We start from the raw sequence: 7,865 nt of genomic DNA, 5'->3' as shown, positions 1-7,865 counted from the left end.
CTGCCAAGCCAGCGGGCCATAAGGCATGCTGCTCTCCGCCAAAACGCCGAAACACGGCAGTCGCGCAGAGGTCTTTGAGAAGGCCCGTCCTTTGCGGGACAAAGGGGGTTGGCGGCATCGGGGTGAGCCTAGCCAAACGCGAAAGGGGCGCCCGCGGGGCGCCCCTCGAATGGGTTGTTCCGACAAGGGAACGCGCGGTCAGTCCCGCGCGGCCATCGTAGCGCGGGTCCACCAGTCCAGTTCGTTCAGCATGGCCTTGGCGGAGCCGCCGATCGCGTCTTCGATCTCGCTGATCGGCTTCGGGTCGCCGCCCATCGGGTGCACCTTCATGAACTCCGACCCGCCGATATGCACCGCCGAGCGGGTGGATACCATCTGCAGCTCGATCCCGATGGTGCGCAGGTGTTCGGCCGCCCGCGTCCCGCCGACCGAGCCGTAGCTGACGATGCCGAAGGGCTTGAGGTTCCATTCGACATAGGCCTGGTCCAGCGCGTTCTTCAGCGAGCCGGGGATCGAGCGGTTGTATTCCGCGGTCACGAAAATGTAGCCGTCGAATTCACCGATCTTCTTCTGCCAGGCGATGGCGTGCGGGTCCTCGCTGGGGGCCCAGGCGTTCGAGGCGACCTCGTTGAAGAGCGGCAGATCGAAATCCTTGATATCGACCAGTTCGACGTTCCAGTCGCCGCGGGCGCGGGCCTGTTCCAGGATCCATTCCGCGGGTTTGGCGCCGAAGCGCGCGTCGCGGGTGGAGCCGATGATGACAGCGATGCGGGGGGTGTTGGACATGAAGTTCTCCTGTTTTCTCTCCCTTCCACATCGTGACGGCGGGGGCGGATGTCAAAGCGCATGCGCGCACATGCCCCGTGCAACCATGCGCGCCGCCCCTTGCTCCGGACGGGTTGCGGTGCTTTATCTCGGATCATGAACCGCGCCTCCGACAACCCCGCCGATCCGTTCAAGAAGGCCCTGACCGAAACCACCAGGGTCATGGCCGACGATGCCGAGCTCTCGGTCAGCTACTCGGTCGACCCGCCGGGGATGGCCGGCGACACGATGCGCCTGCCGCAGGTCACCCGCCGGATGACCCGCGAGGAGGTGATGCTGGCGCGCGGCACCGCCGACGGCTTCGCGCTGAAGCGGCGGTTTCACAACGCCGGGACGCATGCGCGCTACCTGCCGCAGGGGCAGATGGCGCGCGACCTCTACGAGGCGATGGAAACCGCCCGCTGCGAGGCGGTGGGCGCGCAGCACATGCCGGGGACGGCGTCGAACATCGACGCGCGCATCGCGCACGAGGCCGAGCGCAAGGGCTATGCCCAGATCCGCAGCCAGGCCGAGGCGCCGCTGCCGGTGGCCGCGGGCTACCTCATCCGCCAGCTTGCCACGGGCCGGAAACTGCCCAAGGGCGCCGAGACGGTTGCCGACCTCTGGCGGCCCTTCGTCGAATCGCAGGCGGGGTCGACGCTGGAGGGGCTGGAAAACGTGCTGTCCGACCAGACCGCCTTTGCCCGCTTCGCGCGCAAGGTGATCGAGGATCTGGGCTACGGCGACCAGCTGGGCGACGATCCCGACGACCAGGGCGAGGAGGAGGCCAGCGACGAGGATCAGGCCGACGCGCCCGAAAACCCCGACGCGCAGGGCGATCAGGAAGAGAATCAGGACGACTCGGACGCCGCCGAAGACGGCCCGCGCCAGGAAAGCGCCGAGATGGAGGCGGTCTTCGACGAGAGCGCCGACGACGAGATGTCAGAGGAAACCGAGGCGAGCGAGGCGGAGGCGCCGCCGATGCCGCCGGAACCCCCGGCGCATTCCGAAGCCGACCCCAACTACACCGTCTTCGCCACCGATTTCGACGAGGAGGTCACCGCCGAGGATCTGGCCGAGCCGGCCGAACTGGAGCGGCTGCGCGCCTATCTGGACCAGCAACTGGAGCCGCTGAAGGGCGCGGTCAGCCGACTGGCGAACAAGCTGCAGCGCCGGCTTCAGGCCCAGCAGAACCGCAGCTGGGAATTCGACCGCGAGGAGGGCATCCTCGACGTCGCGCGGCTGGCGCGGGTGGTGGCGAACCCGACGACGCCCTTGAGCTTCAAGGTCGAGAAGGACACCGAGTTCCGCGATACGGTGGTGACGCTGCTGCTGGACAACTCAGGCTCCATGCGCGGCCGGCCGATCAGCATCGCCGCAATCTGCGCCGACGTGCTGGCCCGCACGCTGGAGCGCTGCCAGGTCAAGGTCGAGATCCTGGGCTTCACCACCCGCGCCTGGAAGGGCGGGCAGAGCCGCGAGCGCTGGCTGGGCGACGGGCGCCCGCAGGCGCCGGGGCGGCTGAACGACCTGCGCCACATCATCTACAAGTCCGCCGACGCGCCCTGGCGGCGGGTTCGCGACAACCTGGGCCTGATGATGAAGGAAGGGCTGCTGAAGGAGAACATCGACGGCGAGGCGCTGGAATGGGCGCACCGCCGGATGGTCATGCGGCGCGAGGCGCGCAAGATCCTGATGGTGATTTCCGACGGGGCCCCGGTGGACGATTCGACGCTGTCGGTGAACCCGGCGAACTACCTTGAAAAGCACCTTCGCGACGTCATCGCCATGATCGAGAAGCGCCAGGCGGTGGAGCTGCTGGCGATCGGCATCGGCCACGACGTGACGCGCTACTACGACCGGGCGGTGACGATCACCGATGTCGACCAGCTGGCCGGCGCGATGACCGAGCAGCTGGCCGCGCTCTTCGATTCCGACCCGCGTGCGCGGGCGCGGGTCATGGGGATCGCCAACGCGATCCGGCGCTAGGGCGATGATCGGCGCGTCGGGCGCAGGGCCAAGCGTGGCGGCCCCCGCGCCGGCGGGGGCGTGCCAGCGGCAGGGGGTCGCGCAGGACGATCAGGCCGCCTGATCCGTCGGCGGGGTGACGGAGCTGCCGGGGCTTTTTTCTGGTCCGGCGATCACGTTGCGCGCCCAGAGGCGGATGTCGTTGCGCGCGACGGCGGCGCGCAGGGCGCGCATGCGGCCAAGGCGTCCTTCGGGCGCCATCGACAGGGCGGTCAGGATCGCCTGGTCCATGGACCGGTTCGAAAACGGGTTGGTGATGACGGCTTCCTGCATCTCGACGGCGGCGCCGGCGAACTCGGACAGGACCACCGCGCCGTCTTCGTCCACGCGCGCGGCGACGAATTCCTTGGCGACAAGGTTCATCCCGTCGGCCAGTGGCGTGATCCAGGCCACATCCGCCGCACGGTAGTAGGCCACGAGTTCGTCGAACGGGATCGCGCGCGAGATCAGCGCGATCGGTTGCCAGTCGAGCGTGCCGAACCGCCCGTTAATCCGCCCCGCCGTCTGCTCGATCTCGGACTGCACGTTCTCATAGGCGGTCATGTTGCGGTTGGCGCTGACCGAGACATGCATCAGGCGCACCTTTCCGATCATTTCCGGCCGCGCCTCCAATACCCGTTCGAGCGATTGCAGCTGATCGACGCCCCCCTTCGTGTAGTCGGTCCGCCCGACCGAGAGGATCAGTTGCGCCCCATCCAGGCTTTCCCGAATCTGACGCGCGTGGGCCTCCGTCTCGGGCAGGCGGGCGCGGGTCTCTATGTGGTCGACATCGACGCCGACCGGCGCCACCTGCAGACGGATGTTCCGGTTCTTGTACGAAAGCCGGGTCGGAACGCTCCGTTCCGTCAGCGCCGTGCCCTCGGCAATCATGTCCGGTGGCACCCGCCGGCGTTCGGTGACTTCCGCATCCGTCAGGCTGCGCGCAACCGAGACGAAATTGGCCGCATAGCGCGGAATGTGAAAGCCCACCTCGTCGCAGGCGAGCAGGCTCTCGACGATCTCGCGCCGCCAGGGGAGCACGTTGAAGACGTCCACCGACGGAAAGGGCGTGTGGTGAAAGAAGGCGATGTGAACGTCCTTGCGCATCTGCCGCAGATAGCCGGGGACCAGCCACAGGTTGTAGTCGTGGATCCACACCACGGCGCCCGGCGCGGCCTCGGCCGCCGCGGCTTCGGCGAAACGCCAGTTCACTTCGCGAAAGTTGGGCCAGTCCACCGGGTCGTAATTGTAGCGATCCTTGAAGCCGTGCAGGATCGGCCAGAACGCTTCTTTCGAGGTGACGTGATAGAATTCGCGCACCTGATGTTCGGTCAGCGGAAGCCGGGCGACGGAATACCTGCCAAAGGCATCCTCGATCTCGACCACGGGTTCGAAGCCGGGGTTGGCGGGGTCCTCGGCCAGTTTCCAGGCGACCCAGGCGCCGTGGTCGACGCGTCCGAAAAAGCTCTTGAGTGTGGGGACGATGCCGTTGGGGCTCTTGTTCTCGCGGTAGATGGTGCGACCGTCGACCTCGACCTCCTCGTAGGGCTGGCGGTGATAGACGATGACCAGATCGGATGACATGCGTGAACCTTTCCTCAGGCCGCGTTGTGCGACAGATAGCCGAAGCGCCGGATGGCTTCGGCAATGCCGGCGGCGCCAGCGGCCTCGGCGTGGTGGACATGCGCGTGATCGACCAGTTGCTCGACAAGCGCGGCTTCGGAATTGCCGACCGCGACGGCGGGCAGGCCCAGCGTCAGCATCGAAAGATCGTTGAGCGTGTCGCCGGCCACGAGCACCTGCGGATCGGTGATGCCAAGCGCTTCCAGAAGCCGGCGCAGGGACGGCCCCTTGCTGATCCCGCGCGGCAACACATCGAAGAACCGATTGTCCGAGATGAGTGCGTCAAGCCCCAACTCCGCCACGATATCGCTTGCGCGCGGCTCGAAACGGGCCGGGTTCATGTCATAGCTGACGCGGTAGCGGAACTCGGTCGGCTGCGGGGTCAGCCCGCCGACATCGGCGAGGGCGTCGCGGACGCGTGGCCCGGCATTGTCCCATCGCGCCGCGATCTCGGCTTCCAGCGCCGCCAACGGGGTGAAACTGGCTGTCCCGTCCGCGACCGCAATCGTCGTGCCGACATCACCGACGACATAGTCGGGGCGCGGCACCTTGCCGTCGCGCGTCAGCGTCTGGATGAAGCGAAGGTCGCGCCCGGTCACGAAGATCAGGCCGACCGAGGCGCGATTCGTCTCGATCCAGCCATAAAGCTCCGCGCGCGCGGCGGCGGTGCCGCCCAGAAACGTGCCATCGAGATCGGTGGCGAGGATCAATCGCTTGCGGGCAAATTCGTTCAGTTCAGGTTCGGTCGCGGCCGAAGTAGGGGCAATGGGCATCGGGTTCTTTCGAGAGGGATGTCCAGGCGCGCTAGCCCATGTGGTCGGGGAGCGCTTGGGCGGGATGATCGAAGGAAAGATCCAGTGCGCGCGGCTCTGCCTCGATCGGTCGCGACCAGAGCGCTGTGAAGGCTGCGACGGGCTCCGCACCGTCATGCAGGATGCTGCGCACGGTCTCACAGATCGGCAGGTGAACCCCCACGCGGCGGGCCAGATCGGTGACCGATCGGGCGTTCACCTCACCCTCGACGACAACGGGGCGCCCCGCGAAGCAGTCCGCTCGCGGCGTGCCCTGGCCAAGCTGGTAACCAAGAGACATGTTGCGCGACGTCGGACTGGAGCAGGTGAGCGTCAGATCCCCCGTGCCGGACAGGCCGGTCACGGTTTCACGCCGGCCGCCCAGCGCTTCGGCCAGCAGCTTGAGCTCGTCGAGGCCGCGAGTGATCAGCGCGGCGCGGGTGTTTTCGCCATGTCCCGCGCCGGTCATCAAGCCGCAGGCGATAGCGATGACATTCTTGACCGCGCCCCCGATCTCGACCCCGACCAGATCGTCCGAGACATAGGCGCGGAAGGTCGGCGCGCTGAGCGATAACGCCAGGCGCACGGCAGGGCTTTCGGCGGGATTCAGGCGGTCCGAGAATGCGAAGGGAAACGCGACGGTCGCCGCGGTGGGATGGCCGAGCGCCATCTCGCGCGCGAAGGTGGGGCCCGAGATGACGCCAACCGGGTGCTGGCCCAGTTCCTCTTCCGCGACCTGGGTCATCAGAAGCCCGGTTTCGGCCTCGATCCCCTTGGCGCAGACGGCGATCGGGATGCCGGCTGGCGCCATCGTGGCGATCTTGCGCGCGACGGACCGTACGCTGGTCGAGGGCACGACGATCAACGCGGCCTCCGCCCCGCGCAGGGCCTCGTGCAGGTCGTTCGTGGCGCGCAGTTCGGCAGGAAGCGGCACGCCGGCAAGATGTCTGGAGTTTTCGCGGGTTTTCCGGATCGCATCGATCAGATCGGCATCACGGCCCCAGAGGCGCACATCCGTCCCGGACTTGGCAAGCGTCGCGGCCAGTGCGGTGCCCCAGCTTCCGGCGCCAAGGACCGCGAGTGCCGCGTAGGGGCGCGCATGGGGTGGGATCGAATGGCGACGGGCGATGTCGTCTTTCACGTAGCTCTCGCTTTCTCGTTGTCCGGCCGTTTGTCGTTGTCCGGCCGCACGCAGCGGGTCCTCCAACGCTGGCAGGACTAAGTTTTGTCCTTGCCGCGCGTCGTTGCTTGCGGCCAACACGCGCTGGCGTTGCGACGGACCCGTCGGATGCTTTCTTCAAGCCGAGGTAGATGATCGGCGAAGAACGACAAGATGAGTGTCGGTTTTCGACCTGGAGAAGCGATATATGCCCGACGAAGTGATGCTTGCTGCCCAAATCTTGTGCAAGCCGCACCCTAGGCGATCAGATGGTGACCCCGGCAGGATTCGAACCTGCAACCTGCCCCTAAGGAGGAAATCCACACTACACGACACTGGTCTGGCTGAGGGGGTGAAGAGGTGGTTTTCTGGTCGACTCCGACCAAGGAAGTGACCCGATGTCCCAACGCACCGTCACCGCCCTCCAGATCTTTCTGCGCCCGCATGTGGATTTGAGCAAGAGCCGTCTCGAGACGCTCTGTCTTCTGTTGGTGGGCATGATCAGCGCCCGCACTGTCAATCTCGGGCATATCGCCTGCGAGCGGGAGGGGACGGCGCGCATCGCGTCCACCTACCGCCGGTTGCAGCGGTTCTTCCAGCACGTCCGTCTGGGCCCGGACTGGGCGCTGCCGCTGGTCGCGCGGTTACTCGGCTCCGATCGCCGCTGGACGCTGGTGCTCGACCGGACGCAATGGGCGATCGGCAAGCGGGAGGTGAACTACCTGGTGCTGGCGGTGGTAACGCGCCATTTCCGGGTGCCGGTCCTGTGGACGCTCCTTCCGCGCAGCGGCAACAGCGGCACCGCCGCGCGCATCGCCCTTGTCGAGCGCTATCTGGCCCATTTCCCGGTCTCGAGCGTCGCGATCCTGCTCGCGGATCGTGAGTTCATCGGCGCCAGGTGGCTGAACTTCCTCGACAATCTCCAGATAAAGCGCTTTCTCGAAAGCCCGATGATATGGTCCCGTCGGCTCGAATACGATCCGTGCTATGGCAGACACGCCCAGCCATTTGACCAGCGCCCGATGCCCGCGCGGAGAGTTCTCGAAACGCGCCGATGCTTCGTTCTCCAAGCGGAATGCATCAAGATGGGATTTTGAAATGTCGATGCCGATGGTATGTTCAGTCATCTTCGCCAGTTCTATGCTTGTCATGCGTGGCTCGAACACGCGTATCCGTTCAGGCCCATGGTGAAGACGGCGGATGATCATACTCTCTCTTGCGGTCCTTTAAGACCAAGCTTGCTGCGATCCAGCCGCCGCCACTGCCCGCCATAAATGGCGTGGCGGGCAGTGGCTTCCAATCACCCGGAAGCCGGCTTCTGGATAAGATGATGTCGGCCGGCTCGCGGGCGGTGTCGGTGCTGAAGAAGGCCTGCGGGGGCCGCTTGCCTTCGGGGTTTCTGACAAGCACCCAGCGGATTGGTCTGGGCGGCGTTCCGGGGCGGTACCAAAGTGCGATGTCCGAGGTGATCTCGAGCGTCG

General features: G+C 66.3%; 7 protein-coding genes. 2 read left to right on the top strand and 5 right to left on the bottom strand.

Annotation, left to right across the window (positions count from 1 at the left end):
- Positions 1 to 198: 198 nt before the first annotated feature.
- Positions 199 to 786, bottom strand: coding sequence for an NAD(P)H-dependent oxidoreductase (locus IM708_RS19615; protein ID WP_209428265.1), 588 nt, complete (start codon positions 784 to 786; stop codon positions 199 to 201).
- 135 nt (positions 787 to 921) lie between these two features.
- On the opposite strand from IM708_RS19615, the gene cobT reads away from it, so the two are divergent.
- A complete protein-coding gene (gene cobT / locus IM708_RS19610; protein ID WP_209428264.1) occupies positions 922 to 2,793 on the top strand; it encodes a cobaltochelatase subunit CobT in 1,872 nt (623 codons plus the stop codon).
- Between the two features lie 90 nt (positions 2,794 to 2,883).
- On the opposite strand, the gene ggpS is transcribed toward cobT, so the two are convergent.
- The 3 genes from ggpS to IM708_RS19595 are packed head-to-tail and all read right to left on the bottom strand — an operon-like array spanning position 2,884 to position 6,366.
- Positions 2,884 to 4,395, bottom strand: a complete 1,512-nt coding sequence (gene ggpS / locus IM708_RS19605) for a glucosylglycerol-phosphate synthase (protein ID WP_209428263.1) — start codon at positions 4,393 to 4,395, stop codon at positions 2,884 to 2,886.
- A gap of 14 nt (positions 4,396 to 4,409) precedes the next feature.
- The gene (locus IM708_RS19600; RefSeq protein ID WP_209428262.1) at positions 4,410 to 5,207 is read right to left on the bottom strand and encodes an HAD-IIB family hydrolase; all 798 of its coding nucleotides are present in this window, start codon (positions 5,205 to 5,207) and stop codon (positions 4,410 to 4,412) included.
- 31 nt (positions 5,208 to 5,238) lie between these two features.
- Positions 5,239 to 6,366 carry an NAD(P)H-dependent glycerol-3-phosphate dehydrogenase gene (locus tag IM708_RS19595; protein WP_348525009.1) on the bottom strand — a complete coding sequence of 376 codons (1,128 nt, stop codon included), beginning with the start codon at positions 6,364 to 6,366 and terminating at the stop codon, positions 5,239 to 5,241.
- A gap of 416 nt (positions 6,367 to 6,782) precedes the next feature.
- Between IM708_RS19595 and IM708_RS19590 the strand changes: the two genes are divergently transcribed.
- The gene (locus IM708_RS19590; RefSeq protein ID WP_209428261.1) at positions 6,783 to 7,481 is read left to right on the top strand and encodes a hypothetical protein; all 699 of its coding nucleotides are present in this window, start codon (positions 6,783 to 6,785) and stop codon (positions 7,479 to 7,481) included.
- Positions 7,482 to 7,560: 79 nt separating this feature from the next.
- Here the strand turns inward: IM708_RS19590 and IM708_RS19585 are convergent.
- Positions 7,561 to 7,865: hypothetical protein (locus IM708_RS19585; protein WP_209428260.1), on the bottom strand; the 305-nt coding region annotated here is incomplete at its 5' end.

This window comes from Pararhodobacter sp. SW119, from assembly GCF_017811755.1.
Classification (GTDB): domain Bacteria; phylum Pseudomonadota; class Alphaproteobacteria; order Rhodobacterales; family Rhodobacteraceae; genus Pararhodobacter.
The sequence above is the reverse complement of the archived record's forward strand: the minus strand, read 5'-3'. Positions and strand labels throughout refer to the sequence as shown.